This window comes from Pseudomonas sp. DSP3-2-3 (genome assembly GCF_049898225.1).
GTDB lineage: Bacteria > Pseudomonadota > Gammaproteobacteria > Pseudomonadales > Pseudomonadaceae > Aquipseudomonas.
Genome location: NZ_JAFCXH010000023.1, coordinates 83970 through 99893 on the forward strand (window position 1 = coordinate 83970; position 15924 = coordinate 99893).

Consider the following 15924-nt stretch of genomic DNA (forward strand, 5'->3'; position numbering starts at 1 on the left):
ATTCCCGAGTATCCTGCTGGGTAATGCGCCATACACTTAAACGAGGGTGCGCAAAAACCTAACCTGACGATCAGGAGTTATACCGTGTTCGTTCTCGACTCACGCTTACAGGCTGACACAGTGCTGATTGGTGATTTTTCCTTATGCCAACTGCTGTTATCCAATGATTCAAACTATCCCTGGTTTGTGCTGGTGCCGAAGCGCCCGGATATTAATGAAATATTTGAGCTGGCGCTTGAAGATCAGTTGCAGTTGTGGCAGGAAACAACTGTGTTGGCAGCAATTCTCAATAAGCTGTTCGCGGCGGACAAAATGAATGTAGCGGCGCTGGGTAATGTAGTGAGTCAGCTACACATGCATGTTATTGCCCGTCGTCACAGCGATCCGGCATGGCCAGCTCCGGTGTGGGGCAAGCACCCCGCGCAGCCTTATACAGCGCAGCAAGTGTCGACCATTGTGCAGCAGTTGCGCAGCGAGCTGGACGCCAGCTTCACTTTCGCGGAGGGATTGTCATGAGTCTGGAAGGGCGGGTAACCGAACTCGAGAGCCGACTGGCTTTTCAGGACGATACGATTCAGGCGTTGAATGACGTGCTGGTCACTCATCAGCGCGCACTTGACCGACTGCAACAGCAAATGGCCGCGATGCTCAAGCGTCAGGAAGAGCTGGGAAGTCAGTTCGACACGTTCGAGGAGGATGCGCCGCCGCCGCACTATTAATAGCCGCTGGCGCAAAAAAAAACCGCGATCTCCGGGAGGAGGTCGCGGTTTTTTTATCAGGCGGGACAATCAGCGGCGGGGGAGTGCCGCGATGACGTCTTCCGCTTGCAGGCCTTTGTCACGGTTCATGACCGAGAACTCAACGCGCTGTCCTTCTACGAGGACGCGATGGCCTTCGCCGCGAATGGCACGGAAGTGAACGAAGATGTCGTCGCCCGAATCCCGGGAAATAAAGCCGAAGCCCTTGGAGGTATTGAACCACTTCACGGTCCCTGTATCGCGATTGGTCATGTCATGACTTTGCGCGGCGGGAGACGGCGATGATCGATAGAAGCTGATCCCGATGTGCAAGGCGACCGCAAGTGTGGCTGCGATCAGGCCCAGCATAATAGCCGGTTGACCGGCGACGATCTCCAGCGGGACGAGCAGGGTCAGGATTTGAAGAACGACGGCGAGAATGAGCAACGCACTGACGAGGTTTTGCAATTGATGACGTGGACCCCGGTTCCAATAGGGGATCACTGGTGCAAGCAACAGATTGAGCAGGCCAAAGAACGCCAGATAGAGCGCATCAGGCTGCAAGAGATATGAAGACAAAGCTTCACTGCGCAGGCTAGGGATGAAGGAAAGCAGCAGGGCTGCGGCTCCCGTTAGCAGGTGAACGATTTTCAACATGTTGATAACTCACATTAAGATGGATCACGAGGAAATAGCTGATGACACCCGGTACGCTTCTGGAAAAGTGGAGGCGTGCTGCACGAGCGAGGGTCAGCCTATGCGTTGCAGGAAAAGTCAGCAACGACACGCGGTGTATTTAACAGCAAAGCATGGGGCTACTCAAATCAGGAGCCTGCGGGTCCGTCGGCATTGTTGGAAATGGGTTATGCAAAGCGACGAGCGGTGGGTGGTGCAGTGTCCTGATCCGGACTTTTTCTCGTGGTGAGGGTGGGAGTCACGGTTGGTGCTGTTTTGCCGGGCAGGGCTGCGCCACGGCCGTTCTCTTGGTAGAGTGCCCGCTGTACCTGCTGAATAATCCATCTCTAAGGGGAAAAACATGGCAATCGATATTGGTATCAGCGAAGAAGATCGTAAGTCGATCGTTGACGGTCTTTCTCATTTGCTCGCAGATACTTACGTGTTGTATCTCAAGACCCATAACTTTCACTGGAATGTCAGCGGCCCGATGTTTCGTACGCTGCATTTGATGTTCGAAGAGCAATACAACGAACTCGCCCTTGCGGTGGATTCGATTGCCGAACGCATTCGCGCACTGGGCTTTCCGGCACCGGGTACCTACACAACTTACGCTCGCCTGTCGTCTATCAAGGAAGAAGAGGGCGTGCCGAGTGCTGAAGCCATGATCAGAAGTCTGGTTCAGGGTCAAGAAGCTGTTGTCCGCACGGCTCGTAGTATTTTTCCTTTGTTGGATAAAGTCAGTGATGAACCGACTGCTGACTTGTTGACTCAGCGGATGCAAGTGCATGAGAAAACAGCCTGGATGCTGCGTTCGATGCTTGAAACCAACTAAGGTCCTGCCGAGCGACGCACCCGCTGCGTCGCTTGTCTCACCAATCCCCGGAACCTCCCCTCCGGCCTGTAGCTTGCTTCCCGGCCACGGCTGGCGTTCGCCGATATTTTCCGCAACTACATACATATTAAATACCTTCTTAACATTCAGGTCGGTTATCACCAGGCGGCAAGTCTGTATTCGCCTGTCAATTGTAGTGATCTCCTACACAGTAAGAGTATTGGCTCTACTGGCTATAATGTCGGGATTCGGGCTTTATAAGCAGGCACATTTATTTATATTTAAATGTTTCTTCAAGAAGTCTGAATTGATCTGTGTAGAGGAAATATCACCATGGTTCGAGGGGTTGAGCGCGACGTACAAGACTTAAATCGTCACGGAAAAATACGTAATGATCCTTTTGTCGAGGATTTCAATATGAACCTGGCGCAACCGCACTCCAAATCGGTGCGTCTGAATGGGTTGGCAACTTGCCTGCGGCTGGAAAACGTTTACTGGAACATTCTTGGAACCATTGCCCGATCAAACAACTGCTCGGTCAATGCGGTGCTGTCCTACATCGACAGGGAAGTTCATTTACGCTACGGCGGTGTAAAAAATTTCAGCGGTCTTATCAGGGTCGTCTGTGTGGCTCACGTCCTGAAAGGCGATAGCCTGGATCTGGTCCAGGCGTAGGTTGGATACGCCCCCATTTTCTGCGGGCTCGCCAGCGTGGCGGGCCCGCTCTGCATGCGTCCTGATGCTTGCGCTTCGCAGTGCATGAGCGGCTGCGGCGAACTTATCCTGCCAGGATGGGTTCGTGCGGCTGCACGGCTTCGATTAACCCTATATAATCCCCCGCCTTGCCAAAACGGGCACGCTTGTGCGCAAACAGAGCGCCCAGCGATCAGCTGACAGCTTGAACTGCATGCCTGGGCTCTTGCACTATTGAGCGCAAGCCAAGAGCGAAAGCTCCACCGAATTTCGAATTACGGAAGTGAAACCACCATCATGATGCGCAGCCATTATTGCGGCCAACTGAACGAGAGCCTGGAAGGTCAGGAAATTACCCTTTGCGGATGGGTCCACCGTCGTCGTGACCACGGAGGGGTGATTTTCCTCGACATCCGTGATCGCGAAGGTCTGGCCCAGGTGGTCTTCGATCCGGATCGCGCCGACACCTTCGCTGCCGCCGACCGCGTGCGCAGCGAGTATGTCGTCAAGATCACCGGCAAGGTGCGTGCTCGTCCTGCGGGCGCAGTGAATGCCAATATGGCCTCGGGGGCCATTGAAGTATTGGGCTACGAGCTCGAAGTGCTGAACGAGTCGGAAACTCCGCCGTTCCCGCTGAACGAGTACTCGGACGTTGGCGAAGAAACCCGCCTGCGTTATCGCTTTATCGACCTGCGTCGTCCGGAAATGGCCGAGAAGCTGCGTCTGCGTTCGCGCATCACCACCAGCATCCGTCGTTATCTGGATGAGAACGGCTTCCTGGACGTCGAGACGCCGATCCTGACCCGCGCCACGCCGGAAGGTGCTCGCGACTATCTGGTGCCGAGCCGCACACATCCGGGCAGTTTCTTTGCCTTGCCGCAATCGCCGCAGCTGTTCAAGCAACTGTTGATGGTTGCCGGCTTTGATCGTTACTACCAGATTGCCAAGTGCTTCCGCGACGAAGACCTGCGTGCCGACCGTCAGCCTGAATTCACCCAGATCGACATCGAAACCAGCTTCCTTAATGAAGAAGACATCATCGGCCTGACCGAGAAGATGATTCGTCAGCTGTTCAAGGAAGTGCTCGACCTGGAATTCGGCGATTTCCCGCACATGACCTTCGAAGAGGCCATGCGTCGTTATGGTTCGGACAAGCCGGACCTGCGTAACCCGCTGGAACTGGTCGACGTTGCCGATCAGCTCAAGGATGTCGACTTCAAGGTGTTCAGCGGCCCGGCCAATGACCCGAAATGCCGCATTGCCGCTCTGCGTGTTCCAGGTGGCGCCAGCATCCCGCGCAAACAGATCGACGATTACACCAGGTTCGTCGGGATCTACGGTGCCAAGGGCCTGGCGTACATCAAGGTCAATGAGCGCGCCAACGGCGTTGATGGTCTGCAGTCGCCAATCGTCAAGAACATCCCGGAAGCCAACCTCAACGTGATCCTTGATCGTGTTGGCGCGGTGGATGGCGATATCGTGTTCTTCGGTGCGGACAAAGCCAAGATCGTCAGCGAAGCCCTGGGCGCGCTGCGGATCAAGGTCGGTAACGACTTCAAGCTGCACACCTGCGAGTGGGCTCCTATGTGGGTCGTGGACTTCCCTATGTTCGAAGAGAACGACGACGGCAGCTTTACTGCGCTGCACCACCCGTTCACGGCACCCAAGTGCACCCCGGAAGAACTGGAAGCCAATCCGGCTACCGCTCTGTCCCGCGCCTACGACATGGTGCTCAACGGCACCGAGCTGGGTGGCGGTTCGATCCGTATCCACCGCAAGGAAATGCAACAGGCGGTCTTCCGCCTGCTGGGTATCGCCGAAGATGAGCAGCAGGAGAAGTTCGGCTTCCTGCTCGACGCCCTGAAATATGGCGCGCCACCCCATGGTGGTCTGGCATTCGGTCTGGATCGTCTGGTGATGTTGATGACCGGCGCCCAGTCGATTCGTGAAGTCATTGCCTTCCCGAAAACCCAGAGTGCTGCGGACGTGATGACCCAGGCGCCTGGCGTGGTTGACGCCAAGGCATTGCGCGAATTGCACATCCGTTTGCGCGAACAGCCGAAAGCTGAGTAATGCCGAGCGGGGCGTATCGCGTCATTATTGACGTCGATGCGCCCCGTTTGCGTTTTGGCCGGGCAAGCTGGTGTCGGTTGTTCTGCGACACACATGAACGTGTTGAAAAGAATCTGGAGCGAGATATGGCAGGTCATTCTAAGTGGGCGAACATCAAGCACCGCAAAGAGCGTCAGGATGCCAAGAAAGGCAAGATCTTCACCAAGTGGATTCGTGAGCTGACTGTCGCTGCCCGTCAGGGCGGCGGTGATCCGGGCTCCAACCCGCGCTTGCGGCTGGCGCTGGACAAGGCGCTGAGTGCGAACATGACTCGCGACACCATCGACCGCGCGGTTGCGCGTGGCGCCGGTGCAGCCGAAGGTGACGATGTAGAAGAGCTGGGTTACGAAGGTTACGGGCCGGGTGGCGTGGCGGTCATGGTCGAAACCATGACGGACAATCGCAATCGCACGGCGGCAGCGGTTCGTCATGCATTCGTCAAATGCGGTGGCAATCTGGGGACCGACGGTTCGGTTGCCTACCTGTTCGATCGCAAGGGGCAGATTTCCTTTGCGGCAGGCGTTGATGAAGACGCGCTGATCGAAGCAGCGATGGAAGCCGATGCCGACGACGTGGTGACCAACGAAGATGGCTCCATCGACGTATTCACCTCCTTCGCCGGCTTTTATGCTGTTCGCAACGCCCTTGAGGCCGCCGGCTTCAAGGCTGCGGACGCCGAAATCGTCATGCTGCCGACCACCAGTGCCGTGCTTGACCTGGAAACCGCTGAAAAAGTCCTCAAGCTGATCGACATGCTTGAAGACCTGGATGACGTGCAGAACGTCTATTCCAATGCGGAAATTCCGGACGAAGTCATGGAACAGCTTGGCTGACAGCATGCTGTCGGAGTTACATCAGGGGCCGGAGATCCGAGGCAGTGTTGATCACATCGCTATCGGCCTCCGGCTTCTGCCTTTATGCTGCGCTCTTTGCTATGCGTCACTTCTCAAGCTGCAGGCGTTATGACTCTTATTCTTGGTATCGACCCCGGTTCGCGAATTACCGGCTATGGCGTGGTGCGTGACACCGGGCGTGGTTGTGTCTATGTGGCGTCGGGTTGCATCAGAACCGGAAGCGGCGAGCTGCATGAACGCTTGCAGATTGTCTATCGCGGCGTGCGCGAAGTCATTCAGACCTACGGCCCGGTAACCATGGGCATCGAAAAGGTTTTCATGGCGCGCAACGCCGACTCGGCCCTCAAGCTGGGGCAGGCGCGGGGTGCGGCCATCGTCGCCGGCGCCGAGGAAAGCCTGGAAATCGCCGAATACACCGCGACCCAGGTCAAGCAGGCGGTCGCGGGGACCGGCGGCGCGAATAAAGAGCAGGTCATGATGATGGTCATGCATTTGCTCAAGCTGACCCAGAAACCGCAGATTGATGCGTCGGATGCCCTGGCGATTGCCTTGTGCCATGCGCACACCCGCTCCAGCCTGATTCCCCACGGCCTGGGCACGGCGCGAAGTCGCGGTGGCCGGTTGCGGTTGTAGGCGAGGGTTTGGCTATGAATTATTTTTTGCTTGCAGGACGTGTCACTCCTGCAATGATTGCGACCATTGATTTGCCGTTGGCCCTGCACGGGGTCGGCGATATGAAAGGATCCGATACGTGATTGGACGCTTACGCGGCTTTTTGGCCGAGAAACAGCCGCCGCATCTGGTGTTGGATGTCAATGGCGTCGGGTATGAGCTGGAAGTCCCCATGACTACACTCTATCGATTGCCGCATGTTGGCGAGCCGGTGACGCTGCACACCCATCTGGTGGTCCGCGAAGACGCGCACCTGCTCTATGGTTTTTACGAGAAGCGTGAGCGCGAGCTGTTTCGCGAGCTGATCAGGCTCAACGGCGTCGGCCCGAAACTGGCGCTGGCCTTGATGTCGGGTCTGGAAGTCGACGAGCTGGTGCGTTGCGTGCAAGCGCAGGACACCTCGGCCTTGACCCGGATTCCGGGCGTAGGCAAGAAAACCGCCGAGCGCTTGCTGGTCGAACTCAAGGACCGATTCAAGGCCTGGGAAACATTACCTGGCACTTTTACCCTGGTTTCCAATGGCCCGAACGCGCCGGAACCGGTAGCGTCAGCTGAGTCCGACGCGGTCAGCGCGCTGATTTCCCTGGGCTACAAACCTCAGGAGGCGAGTAAAGCTGTCTCCGCGATCAAGGAAAAAGACTTGAGCAGTGCTGATTTGATTCGACGTGCCCTGAAGGGAATGGCTTAAGTGATTGATGCTGACCGCCTGATAACCGCCACTGGCGGCCGTGAACGTGACGAACAACTGGATCGCGCGATTCGCCCCCTCAGCCTTGCCGACTACATCGGCCAGCCCACCGTGCGCGAGCAGATGGAGTTGTTCATCCAGGCCGCTCGCGGTCGCAACGAGGCCCTGGACCACACGTTGATCTTCGGCCCGCCGGGCCTGGGCAAGACCACACTGGCCAATATCATTGCTCAGGAAATGTCGGTATCGATCAAAAGCACCTCCGGCCCGGTGCTGGAGCGGCCGGGTGATCTGGCGGCGATTCTGACCAACCTGGAACCCAATGACGTGTTGTTCATTGATGAAATCCACCGGTTGTCGCCGATTGTCGAGGAAGTGCTGTATCCGGCAATGGAAGATTTCCAGCTGGACATCATGATCGGCGAAGGTCCGGCTGCGCGCTCGATCAAGCTCGACCTGCCGCCGTTCACCCTGGTTGGCGCGACGACCCGGGCCGGCATGCTGACCAATCCGTTGCGCGACCGCTTCGGTATTGTCCAGCGCCTGGAGTTCTACAGCATCCCCGACCTGACGACGATCGTGACCCGCTCGGCAGGGATTCTCGGCCTGCCCATCGAGCCGGAGGGCGCTTTCGAAATCGCCCGTCGCGCGCGGGGCACGCCACGTATCGCCAACCGGTTGCTGCGTCGCGTCCGGGATTTCGCTGAAGTACGCGGCAACGGGCAGATCACCAAATCCATCGCCGATCTGGCGTTGAACCTGCTGGACGTCGACGAACACGGTTTTGATCACCAGGACCGACGCCTGCTGTTGACCATGATCGAGAAGTTCGACGGCGGTCCGGTGGGTGTCGACAGCCTGGCGGCGGCGATCAGTGAGGAGCGTCACACCATTGAAGATGTGCTCGAACCCTATTTGATCCAGCAAGGCTATATGATGCGCACACCTCGTGGCCGTGTGGTGACGCGGCATGCTTACCTGCATTTTGGTTTGAATCTGCCCTCGCGGATGGGTGAAATGCCGGTCGCGGAAGATTTTGTCGAGAATAATGACAATTAAAAAGCCGCTGACCACCGATTTATTCGGGGTTTGCGTGGTCAGACTGGCAGTTGCGCCAATCTGACCGGGAATATCCTGCAAAACCTTGAAAAACAGTTGCCTGGCGGATTGGCAATCTGAGGAGTAAGCACTAGAGTATGCGCGCGCAAAACGGGGTTCAGTCGTTCGCACATCGTTGTCGGGTTTATTACGAAGACACCGATGCTGGCGGCATCGTCTATTACGTCAATTATCTGAAATTCATGGAGCGGGCTCGTACCGAGCGGCTGCGGGAATTGGGGTTCGCCCAATCCGCGCTGGCGGGGGAGAACCTGTTGTTCGTCGTGCATTCCAGCGAGGCGCGTTATCACAAGCCGGCGCGATTGGATGACGAACTGCTGGTCAGCGCCGAAGTAATCGAATTGAACCGTGCCAGCCTGCGCTTCAAGCAACAGGTCAGGCGGGCCGCGGATGGAGTGCTGCTCTGTGAAGGGCAGTTTTTGGTGGCGTGCGTACGCGCCGATAGTTTGAAACCCCGGGCCATTCCCGAAGCTTTGCGTGCGGCCTTTGCCGACCAGAGCGGCGCGGGTACACATTCAGAGCAGGAGATAAAGCGTGGAAGCTAACGTCGTCGACCATTCCTCCATGTGGAGTTTGGTCAGTAATGCCAGCGTTGTGGTTCAGTTGGTAATGCTGATCCTGGTGGCTGCTTCAGTCACTTCGTGGGTCATGATTTTTCAGCGCAGCAATATGCTGCGCGCTGGGCGGCGTGCACTGGAAAGCTTCGAGGAGCGTTTCTGGTCCGGCATCGACTTGTCCAAGCTGTATCGTCAGGCTGGCAGCAACCCGGACCCTGATTCCGGCGTGGAGCAAATCTTCCGCGCTGGCTTCAAGGAGTTCTCGCGTCTGCGTCAGCAGGCCGGTGTTGATCCTGATGCGGTCATGGAAGGTGTGGCGCGTGCCATGCGCGTGGCTATTTCCCGCGAAGAAGAAAAGCTCGAAGCCGGCCTGTCGTTTCTTGCCACTGTCGGTTCCACCAGCCCTTACGTCGGCCTGTTCGGTACCGTCTGGGGCATCATGAACTCCTTCCGTGGCCTGGCTACGGCGCAACAGGCGACACTCGCCACTGTTGCACCGGGTATTGCCGAAGCCTTGATCGCAACAGCCATTGGCCTGTTCGCGGCGATTCCTGCAGTAATCGCTTATAACCGTTTCGCCGCTACCAGCGAGACCTTGATCAGCCGTTACTACACCTTTGCCGACGAATTCCAGGCCATCCTGCACCGTAAAGTGCACACCAGCGAAGAGTGAGCAGGTAATTCCCAATGGCCTTAATCGCTCGAGATCGTCGCAAGAAACGCAAGCCGACCGCTGAAATGAACGTGGTGCCGTACATCGACGTGATGTTGGTGCTGCTGGTCATTTTCATGGTCACTGCACCCATGATCAACCAGGGCGTGAAAGTCGATTTGCCCAAGGTCTCCAGCGAGGCCTTGCCGCAAGACAACAACAATCAGGTCCTGACCATTTCGATCAAGGCTGACAAGACCTACTACTGGAACCTTGGCAGCGAAGTCGATACCGACAAGCAGATGGACAAGGCAATGACCCTGCCGCAGCTGACCTCGGCGGTGACCAAGATCGTCGCCTCCGGTCGTGAAGCGGGCAAGCAGACGCAGGTCTTCATTCGTGGTGACAAAACCGTTGATTACGGCTCGGTGATGGGCACGATGGGCGGGCTGCAGAAAGCAGGGGTCGGGAATGTTGGTTTGATTACTGAGGCACCCTGATGCAGCCAATTCGAGAGCCTTCCGCCTCGGAAAGCTACTTCTGGCCTGGTATCTGGGCCGTGGCCCTGCACATCCTGATTTTTGGCCTGCTCTTCGTCAGCTTCGCCATGACTCCGGATCTGCCGGAATCCAAGCCTATCGTTCAGGCGACGCTTTATCAGCTCAAATCCAAGAGCCAGGCGACGACCCAGACCAATCAGAAAATTGCCGGTGAGGCGAAGAAATCCGCTGCGCGTCAGACTGAAGCCGAGCAGCTGGAACAGAAATTAGTCGAGCAGAAAAAGCAGGAAGCTGTAAAAGCTGCGGAACAAAAGAAAGAAGAGGCAGCTCAAAAAGCCGAGGAACAAAAGGCTGAAGAAGCGGCACAGAAGGCTGAGCAGAAAGCAGAGGACGCCAAAAAGGCCGATGACGCCAAGAAAGCCGACGATGCGAAAAAAGCTGACGAAGCCAAGAAAGTGAATGACGCTAAAAAGGTCGAAGAGAAACAGCTCGCCGATATAGCCAAGAAAAAAGCCGAAGAAGACGCCAAGAAAAAGGCTGAAGAAGACGCGAAGAAAGCCGCAGCTGAGGAAGCCAAGAAACAGGCGGCCGATGACGCGAAGAAGAAAGTAGCTGAAGACGCGAAGAAGAAAGCCGCGGAAGACGCCAAGAAAAAAGCGACCGAAGACGCCAAGAAGAAATCCACAGCCGATGCGGCCAAGAAGGCGCAGGAAGCTGCGCGTAAATCGGCCGAAGAGAAAAAGGCTCAGGCCTTGGCTGACTTGCTCTCTGACAAACCGGAGCGGCAACAGGCGTTGGCGGACGAGCAAGGCGATGAAACGGCAGGTAGTTTCGATGATTTGATTCGTGTTCGAGCTTCAGAAGGTTGGAGTCGACCACCGTCAGCGCGCAACAATATGTCGGTAATACTGCAGATCGGGATGCTGCCGGACGGTACGATATCGTCTGTGTCGGTGGCCAAATCCAGCGGCGACGGTCCGTTTGACAGTTCCGCAGTAGCAGCGGTCAAGAATATTGGGCGTTTAACAGAAATGCAGGGCCTGAAGCCGGCTGACTTCGCTCCCTATCGTTCATTCAAGATGACATTCACACCTGGAGATCTAGCCTTGTGATCAAGCTTTTTCGAGGATTGCTAGTAGTCGTTCTCTGTTGTGCAGCCACACTGGTCGCCGCAGATGAAAAGAACATTCTGGTCACTAGCGGCAGTGACCGTGCCACCCCGATTGCTGTTGTGCCGTTTGGCTGGCAGGGCGGGGCGGTGTTGCCGGAAGACATGGCGGAAATCGTCAGCAATGACCTGCGCAATTCGGGTTATTACTCGCCTATTCCAAAGCAGAACATGATCAGCTTGCCGACCCAGGCCAGCGAAGTCATTTTCCGTGACTGGAAAGCACTGAATGCTCAGTACGTGATGGTAGGCAATATTGTTCCTGCGGGCGGTCGCCTGCAGATCCAGTACGCTTTGTTCAACGTTGCGACCGAACAGCAAGTGTTGACCGGTAATGTTTCGGGGACCAACGATCAACTGCGCGACATGGCGCATTACATCGCTGACCAGTCTTTCGAAAAGCTGACCGGCATCAAGGGCGCGTTCTCTACCCGTATGTTGTACGTAACGGCTGAACGTTTCTCGGAAAACAACACCCGCTTCACTCTGCAACGTTCGGATTACGACGGTGCCCGTGCAGTGACGCTGTTGCAGTCCCGTGAGCCGATCCTGTCGCCGCGTTTCGCACCGGATGGCAAGCGCATCGCTTATGTATCGTTCGAACAGAAGCGTCCGCGTATTTTCGTTCAGCACATCGATACCGGTCGCCGCGAGCAGATCACCAACTTTGAAGGCCTCAATGGCGCGCCTGCATGGTCGCCGGATGGCAGCAAGCTGGCGTTCGTGCTGTCCAAGGACGGTAACCCGGAAATCTACGTGATGAACCTGGCTTCCCGCGCCTTGAATCGCGTGACCAATGATTCTTCGATCGATACCGAACCGTTCTTCGGCAAGGATGGCTCGACGATTTACTTCACATCGGATCGTGGCGGCAAGCCACAGATCTATAAAACCAACATCAGTGGTGGCGGTGCCGAGCGAGTTACCTTTATTGGTAACTACAACGCTAACCCGAAATTATCGGCCGATGAAAAGACGCTGGTAATGATTCACAGGCAGGATGGCTTCACTAATTTCAAGGTTGCAGTGCAAGATCTGGCACGGGGAAGTGTAAAAATCCTCACAGATAGCAACCTAGATGAGTCGCCTACTGTCGCACCCAACGGCACCATGGTAATCTACGCCACCCGCCAGCAGGGCCGGGGAGTCTTGATGCTCGTGTCCATTAACGGACGCGTAAGGCTCCCGCTTCCTACCGCTCAAGGCGAAGTCAGAGAACCTTCCTGGTCCCCTTACCTGAACTGACGCGGCGCTACACGTTTTGCTTAACACACTGGGGTTCATTAGGAGTTTCAAGATGGAAATGCTGAAGTTTGGTAAGTTTGCTGCGCTGGCTCTGGCCATGGCTGTAGCTGTAGGTTGCTCGTCCAAAGGCGGCGACAATGCCGGTGCAGGCGCTGCTGTTGATCCAAACGCTGGTTACGGCGCAAACACTGGTGCTGTTGACGGTTCCCTGAGCGAAGAAGCTGCTCTGCGCGCCATCACCACCTTCTACTTCGAATACGACAGCTCGGACCTGAAGCCAGAAGCCATGCGCGCTCTGGATGTTCACGCCAAAGACCTGAAAGGCAATGGCGCTCGCGTCGTTCTGGAAGGCAACACCGACGAACGTGGTACTCGTGAGTACAACATGGCACTGGGCGAGCGTCGTGCGAAAGCCGTTCAACGCTACCTGGTACTGCAAGGTGTTTCCCCAGCTCAGCTGGAACTGGTTTCCTACGGCGAAGAGCGTCCAGTTGCTACCGGCAACGACGAGCAGTCCTGGGCTCAAAACCGTCGCGTCGAACTGCGTAAGTAATTTGACATGCGAACGTGCCGACGTGCTCTAACCGTTTTGGCCCTCACCCTTCCACTTGTTGCGTGGGGTGCGGCTCCTGTGGTCGATAACAATTCTGGCTCTGGCAGCAGCAACAGTTATCCGCCAGCGGGTTATGGCACGTCCGGCGCCTATGCCGGGGGAGGGGTTTCGGCTCCTCCCTCGGCACAAGGTCAGCTGTTCATGCAGTTGCAGCAAATGCAAGACGAAATCGCGCGTTTGCGCGGTATGGTCGAGGTCCAGCAAAACGATATCCAGCGCATGAAACAAGAAGCGCTAGAACGGTATCAGGATCTTGATTCACGCATAGGAGCAGGCGGCGCAGCCGCAGCGGCTACCAATAATTCCCAACCCGGTGGCGGTGAAATAAACGCCAGCGGAGCACCTGTCGTACCGAGCGCGCAAGCGCCGGCCGCAGGTACGGAAACCCCTGATCCGGCCAAGGAGAAGCTTTATTACGAAGCCGCCTTCGACCTGATCAAGGCCAAGGATTTCGATAAGGCCAGTCAGGCTTTTACCGCTTTCCTTCGCAAGTATCCGAACAGTCTCTACGCGGGTAATGCCCAGTATTGGCTGGGTGAAGTGAATCTGGCCAAAGGCGACCTGCAAGGCGCCGGTCAGGCATTCGCCAAGGTCAGCCAGCTTTATCCCAAGCACGCCAAGGTGCCGGACTCGCTGTACAAGCTCGCTGATGTCGAACGCCGTCTCGGTCATGCCGACAAGGTGAAAGGCATTTTGCAGCAGGTTGTTGCCCAGTATCCGGGCACATCGGCTGCGCAGCTGGCGCAACGAGATCTGCAACGTCTCTGACGTTCTGACCCGAAACTCAAGAAAGCCGCGCTTGTCGCGGCTTTTTTCGTTAGAATTCGGCACCCGAAATTCCGGTATTTAATACGCTTCTCTGGATTCTGCGTGTGCAGGGTGTTTTGAAGTGCCTGACGGAGGCGGACGGCCTGTTTAGCTGTTACGCCCGTGGCCCCTATGCAAGACACATTACGTATCACCGAAATCTTTTACTCGTTGCAGGGTGAAACACGTACAGCTGGCCTGCCCACTGTATTTGTACGCCTCACCGGCTGCCCGCTGCGTTGCCAGTATTGTGACAGCGCCTACGCCTTCAGCGGCGGCACGATTCAAACGCTGGACGCCATCATCGAGCAGGTCGCCAGCTACCGGCCTCGCTATATCTGTGTGACCGGCGGCGAGCCGCTGGCCCAACCCAACGCCATTGCATTGCTCAAGCGTCTCTGTGATGCCGGCTACGAGGTCTCGCTGGAAACCAGCGGCGCCCTTGATATCTCTGCGGTGGACACCCGCGTCAGCCGCATCCTGGATCTCAAGACGCCTGGCTCGTTGGAGGTCGCACGCAATCGTTATGAAAATATCGACCTGCTGACCCAGAACGACCAGGTTAAATTCGTCCTGTGTTCCCGCGAAGACTACGACTGGGCGGTTTCCAAGCTGATTCAGTATGGTCTGGAGCGTCGCGCGGGTGAGGTGCTGTTTTCGCCGAGCCACCATCAACTGAACGCACGGGATCTGGCCGACTGGATCGTTGCCGACAACCTGCCTGTACGCCTGCAAATGCAGCTGCATAAATTTCTCTGGAACGATGAGCCGGGGCGCTGAGATGAGTGAATCAACCATGATTGAAAAACGAGCGGTAATCCTGTTGTCTGGCGGCCTGGATTCCGCCACTGTCGTGGCCATGGCCCGCGCTGAGGGTTATGCCTGTTACACCATGAGCTTTGATTATGGCCAGCGCCACCGTTCGGAGCTCGATGCGGCGGCACGCGTCGCGCGTGACCTTGGCGCTGTCGAGCACAAGGTGATCGGCCTGAACCTGAATGGCATGGGTGGCTCGGCGCTGACCGACAGTTCCATCGCCGTCCCGGAAACTCCCGGCGAGGGCATTCCGGTGACTTACGTTCCAGCTCGCAATACGGTCTTCCTGTCGCTGGCCCTGGGCTGGGCAGAAGTGCTCGGCGCACGGGATATCTTCATCGGCGTCAATGCGGTGGATTATTCGGGTTACCCGGACTGCCGGCCGGAATTCATCGAGGCGTTCCAGCGCATGGCCAATCTGGCCACCAAGGCCGGCGTTGAAGGTAACGGCTTCACGATTCAAGCGCCGCTGCAGAATCTGAGCAAAGCCGAAATCGTCCAGGCTGGCGTGCGGCTGGGCGTCGATTATGGGCTTACCGTTTCCTGCTATCAGGCGGACGATCAAGGCCGTGCCTGCGGCAAATGCGACAGCTGCCGCCTGCGCGCAGAGGGCTTCGCAAACGCCGGAATCACCGACCCAACCCGTTATTTTTAAATTAATTGCAGTTAGGTGTTGAATTACTCATAGAAATCAGTAATATACGCGCCACGCAACAGAGGGTCGTTAGCTCAGTTGGTAGAGCAGTTGGCTTTTAACCAATTGGTCGTAGGTTCGAATCCCACACGACCCACCATTTTTAGATGTAGTAGTTGTAAAGCTGTAAGGCCCGTGAAAATGTGGCCTTACAGCTTTTTTTTTGCGTCTGGTTTTTACTGCGCAGTTTCGAGCCGAATCCATCCCCGTGGGAGCGAAGCTTGCCCGCGAACCGGGCGCCTCGGTGGATCAGGCATACCGCGTCATCGTTCTTCGCGAGCAAGCTCGCTCCCACAGGGTAGGTGTCGCTCTAGCAAGCACGCAGCAAAAAACCCCGTCAGACGCTGTCTGACGGTGCTTTTGTTATTCCCGTTGGAGATTCTATGTCCGGGGGCAACCGCCAGGCGCCAGACGTATTGTCTGAACCGACGCCTTCCCGGCTAAAGCCGGTCCCACTGTGGGACCGGCTTTAGCCGGGAAGACGGCA

Annotated in this window: 19 protein-coding genes and 1 tRNA gene; 19 read left to right on the forward strand and 1 reads right to left on the reverse strand. The window is 56.6% G+C overall.

The features are described 5' to 3' along the window. Positions 1 to 84: 84 nt before the first annotated feature. Both ACP7E4_RS22750 and ACP7E4_RS22755 read left to right on the forward strand, forming a co-directional pair. Positions 85 to 516 (forward strand): HIT domain-containing protein, encoded by a 432-nt coding sequence (locus ACP7E4_RS22750; protein WP_426117794.1) that lies wholly within the window; start codon positions 85 to 87, stop codon positions 514 to 516. After that, entirely contained in the window at positions 513 to 719 is a 207-nt protein-coding gene (locus ACP7E4_RS22755) for a SlyX family protein (protein ID WP_426117795.1), read from the forward strand. The genes ACP7E4_RS22750 and ACP7E4_RS22755 overlap by 4 nt, the downstream gene beginning before the upstream one ends. Before the next feature lie 69 nt (positions 720 to 788). Here the strand turns inward: ACP7E4_RS22755 and ACP7E4_RS22760 are convergent, their stop codons facing one another. Beyond that, complete coding sequence (locus ACP7E4_RS22760; protein WP_020289425.1) at positions 789 to 1394, reverse strand: cold-shock protein; 606 nt, start codon at positions 1392 to 1394, stop codon at positions 789 to 791. Positions 1395 to 1773: 379 nt separating this feature from the next. Here ACP7E4_RS22760 and ACP7E4_RS22765 point away from each other — a divergent pair, with 379 nt between their 5' ends. From ACP7E4_RS22765 to ACP7E4_RS22845, 17 genes are all read left to right on the forward strand, one after another. After that, positions 1774 to 2247, forward strand: a complete 474-nt coding sequence (locus ACP7E4_RS22765) for a Dps family protein (protein ID WP_426117796.1) — start codon at positions 1774 to 1776, stop codon at positions 2245 to 2247. A gap of 327 nt (positions 2248 to 2574) precedes the next feature. Then, on the forward strand, positions 2575 to 2922 hold the full coding sequence (locus ACP7E4_RS22770; protein WP_426117811.1) for a ribbon-helix-helix domain-containing protein: 348 nt from the start codon (positions 2575 to 2577) through the stop codon (positions 2920 to 2922). Positions 2923 to 3237: 315 nt separating this feature from the next. Next, a complete protein-coding gene (gene aspS / locus ACP7E4_RS22775) occupies positions 3238 to 5013 on the forward strand; it encodes an aspartate--tRNA ligase (protein WP_426117797.1) in 1776 nt (591 codons plus the stop codon). A 125-nt stretch (positions 5014 to 5138) separates the two neighbouring features. Further along, positions 5139 to 5885: a YebC/PmpR family DNA-binding transcriptional regulator gene (locus tag ACP7E4_RS22780; RefSeq protein ID WP_426117798.1), complete on the forward strand. Its 747-nt coding sequence runs from the start codon at positions 5139 to 5141 to the stop codon at positions 5883 to 5885. 129 nt (positions 5886 to 6014) lie between these two features. Next, positions 6015 to 6539 (forward strand): crossover junction endodeoxyribonuclease RuvC, encoded by a 525-nt coding sequence (gene ruvC / locus ACP7E4_RS22785; protein WP_020289420.1) that lies wholly within the window; start codon positions 6015 to 6017, stop codon positions 6537 to 6539. 118 nt (positions 6540 to 6657) lie between these two features. After that, complete coding sequence (ruvA, locus tag ACP7E4_RS22790) at positions 6658 to 7266, forward strand: Holliday junction branch migration protein RuvA (RefSeq protein WP_426117799.1); 609 nt, start codon at positions 6658 to 6660, stop codon at positions 7264 to 7266. Continuing rightward, positions 7267 to 8325, forward strand: a complete 1059-nt coding sequence (gene ruvB, locus ACP7E4_RS22795; RefSeq protein ID WP_426117800.1) for a Holliday junction branch migration DNA helicase RuvB — start codon at positions 7267 to 7269, stop codon at positions 8323 to 8325. It abuts the gene before it with no gap. 137 nt (positions 8326 to 8462) lie between these two features. Then, positions 8463 to 8930: a tol-pal system-associated acyl-CoA thioesterase gene (ybgC, locus tag ACP7E4_RS22800; RefSeq protein ID WP_426117801.1), complete on the forward strand. Its 468-nt coding sequence runs from the start codon at positions 8463 to 8465 to the stop codon at positions 8928 to 8930. Continuing rightward, positions 8920 to 9615 carry a protein TolQ gene (tolQ, locus tag ACP7E4_RS22805; protein ID WP_426117802.1) on the forward strand — a complete coding sequence of 232 codons (696 nt, stop codon included), beginning with the start codon at positions 8920 to 8922 and terminating at the stop codon, positions 9613 to 9615. Before ybgC ends, tolQ begins: the two co-directional genes overlap by 11 nt. A 14-nt stretch (positions 9616 to 9629) precedes the next feature. Next, positions 9630 to 10094 carry a protein TolR gene (tolR, locus tag ACP7E4_RS22810; RefSeq protein WP_020289415.1) on the forward strand — a complete coding sequence of 155 codons (465 nt, stop codon included), beginning with the start codon at positions 9630 to 9632 and terminating at the stop codon, positions 10092 to 10094. Next, a complete protein-coding gene (tolA, locus tag ACP7E4_RS22815) occupies positions 10094 to 11206 on the forward strand; it encodes a cell envelope integrity protein TolA (RefSeq protein WP_426117803.1) in 1113 nt (370 codons plus the stop codon). The genes tolR and tolA overlap by 1 nt, the downstream gene beginning before the upstream one ends. A 50-nt stretch (positions 11207 to 11256) precedes the next feature. Beyond that, a complete protein-coding gene (gene tolB / locus ACP7E4_RS22820) occupies positions 11257 to 12507 on the forward strand; it encodes a Tol-Pal system beta propeller repeat protein TolB (protein ID WP_020289413.1) in 1251 nt (416 codons plus the stop codon). Between the two features lie 52 nt (positions 12508 to 12559). Then, complete coding sequence (gene pal / locus ACP7E4_RS22825; RefSeq protein ID WP_020289412.1) at positions 12560 to 13060, forward strand: peptidoglycan-associated lipoprotein Pal; 501 nt, start codon at positions 12560 to 12562, stop codon at positions 13058 to 13060. A gap of 6 nt (positions 13061 to 13066) precedes the next feature. Then, positions 13067 to 13888 carry a tol-pal system protein YbgF gene (ybgF, locus tag ACP7E4_RS22830; protein ID WP_426117804.1) on the forward strand — a complete coding sequence of 274 codons (822 nt, stop codon included), beginning with the start codon at positions 13067 to 13069 and terminating at the stop codon, positions 13886 to 13888. A gap of 171 nt (positions 13889 to 14059) precedes the next feature. Beyond that, entirely contained in the window at positions 14060 to 14707 is a 648-nt protein-coding gene (gene queE / locus ACP7E4_RS22835) for a 7-carboxy-7-deazaguanine synthase QueE (protein ID WP_426117805.1), read from the forward strand. A gap of 16 nt (positions 14708 to 14723) precedes the next feature. Continuing rightward, positions 14724 to 15398 carry a 7-cyano-7-deazaguanine synthase QueC gene (gene queC / locus ACP7E4_RS22840; protein WP_426117806.1) on the forward strand — a complete coding sequence of 225 codons (675 nt, stop codon included), beginning with the start codon at positions 14724 to 14726 and terminating at the stop codon, positions 15396 to 15398. Between the two features lie 63 nt (positions 15399 to 15461). Further along, positions 15462 to 15537: transfer RNA gene (locus tag ACP7E4_RS22845), tRNA-Lys, on the forward strand. Positions 15538 to 15924: the final 387 nt, after the last annotated feature.

Coding starts and splice junctions, on each gene's coding strand:
- ACP7E4_RS22760 (WP_020289425.1), bottom strand. CDS start 1,394: ATGTTGAAAATCGTTCACCTGCTAACGGGAGCCGCAGCCCTGCTGCTT.
- ACP7E4_RS22765 (WP_426117796.1), top strand. CDS start 1,774: ATGGCAATCGATATTGGTATCAGCGAAGAAGATCGTAAGTCGATCGTT.
- ACP7E4_RS22755 (WP_426117795.1), top strand. CDS start 513: ATGAGTCTGGAAGGGCGGGTAACCGAACTCGAGAGCCGACTGGCTTTT.
- tolR (WP_020289415.1), top strand. CDS start 9,630: ATGGCCTTAATCGCTCGAGATCGTCGCAAGAAACGCAAGCCGACCGCT.
- tolA (WP_426117803.1), top strand. CDS start 10,094: ATGCAGCCAATTCGAGAGCCTTCCGCCTCGGAAAGCTACTTCTGGCCT.
- ybgC (WP_426117801.1), top strand. CDS start 8,463: ATGCGCGCGCAAAACGGGGTTCAGTCGTTCGCACATCGTTGTCGGGTT.
- pal (WP_020289412.1), top strand. CDS start 12,560: ATGGAAATGCTGAAGTTTGGTAAGTTTGCTGCGCTGGCTCTGGCCATG.
- aspS (WP_426117797.1), top strand. CDS start 3,238: ATGATGCGCAGCCATTATTGCGGCCAACTGAACGAGAGCCTGGAAGGT.
- queE (WP_426117805.1), top strand. CDS start 14,060: ATGCAAGACACATTACGTATCACCGAAATCTTTTACTCGTTGCAGGGT.
- queC (WP_426117806.1), top strand. CDS start 14,724: ATGATTGAAAAACGAGCGGTAATCCTGTTGTCTGGCGGCCTGGATTCC.
- ACP7E4_RS22780 (WP_426117798.1), top strand. CDS start 5,139: ATGGCAGGTCATTCTAAGTGGGCGAACATCAAGCACCGCAAAGAGCGT.
- ruvC (WP_020289420.1), top strand. CDS start 6,015: ATGACTCTTATTCTTGGTATCGACCCCGGTTCGCGAATTACCGGCTAT.
- ybgF (WP_426117804.1), top strand. CDS start 13,067: ATGCGAACGTGCCGACGTGCTCTAACCGTTTTGGCCCTCACCCTTCCA.